Genomic DNA, 351 nt, shown 5'->3' with positions numbered 1-351 from the left:
CTCCCCAGGTTCTCCGGACCGCCCCCGGCCGCCAGGAACGCTTTCACCGCGTCGTGGTTACGCTGCCCGGCACTACGCCGGTCCCGCCGCGCCGCCACCTCCATGAGATCCTTGTCGACCGCACCCGGCCCCATCCGGGGGCTGTCGGGATCCTCGGGATTACACATCCCCGGACGCGCCCACTTCGCCAACACCACATCCAACAACGCCCGCAGTTGCGGATCCAGCACGCCCTTGACCTCACTCATACCGTCCACGCGTTGTTTGCCCACCCACAGCTCGCGCCGCCGGGCGCGGTCGTCGTCGCTGGTGAGGACCCCGTCCGGGTCCAGACACGACAGCAGCACGTGC

1 protein-coding gene is annotated in these 351 nt (G+C 69.5%); it reads right to left on the bottom strand.

The features are described from left to right. The coding region (locus tag QJS31_RS37265; protein ID WP_306359032.1) for a DUF222 domain-containing protein at positions 1–351 on the bottom strand (351 nt) is incomplete at both ends.

This window comes from Nocardia sp. CC213A, assembly GCF_030766805.1.
Taxonomy (GTDB): Bacteria; Actinomycetota; Actinomycetes; order Mycobacteriales; family Mycobacteriaceae; genus Nocardia; species Nocardia otitidiscaviarum.
This window is presented reverse-complemented; position numbering and strand designations above follow the sequence as displayed.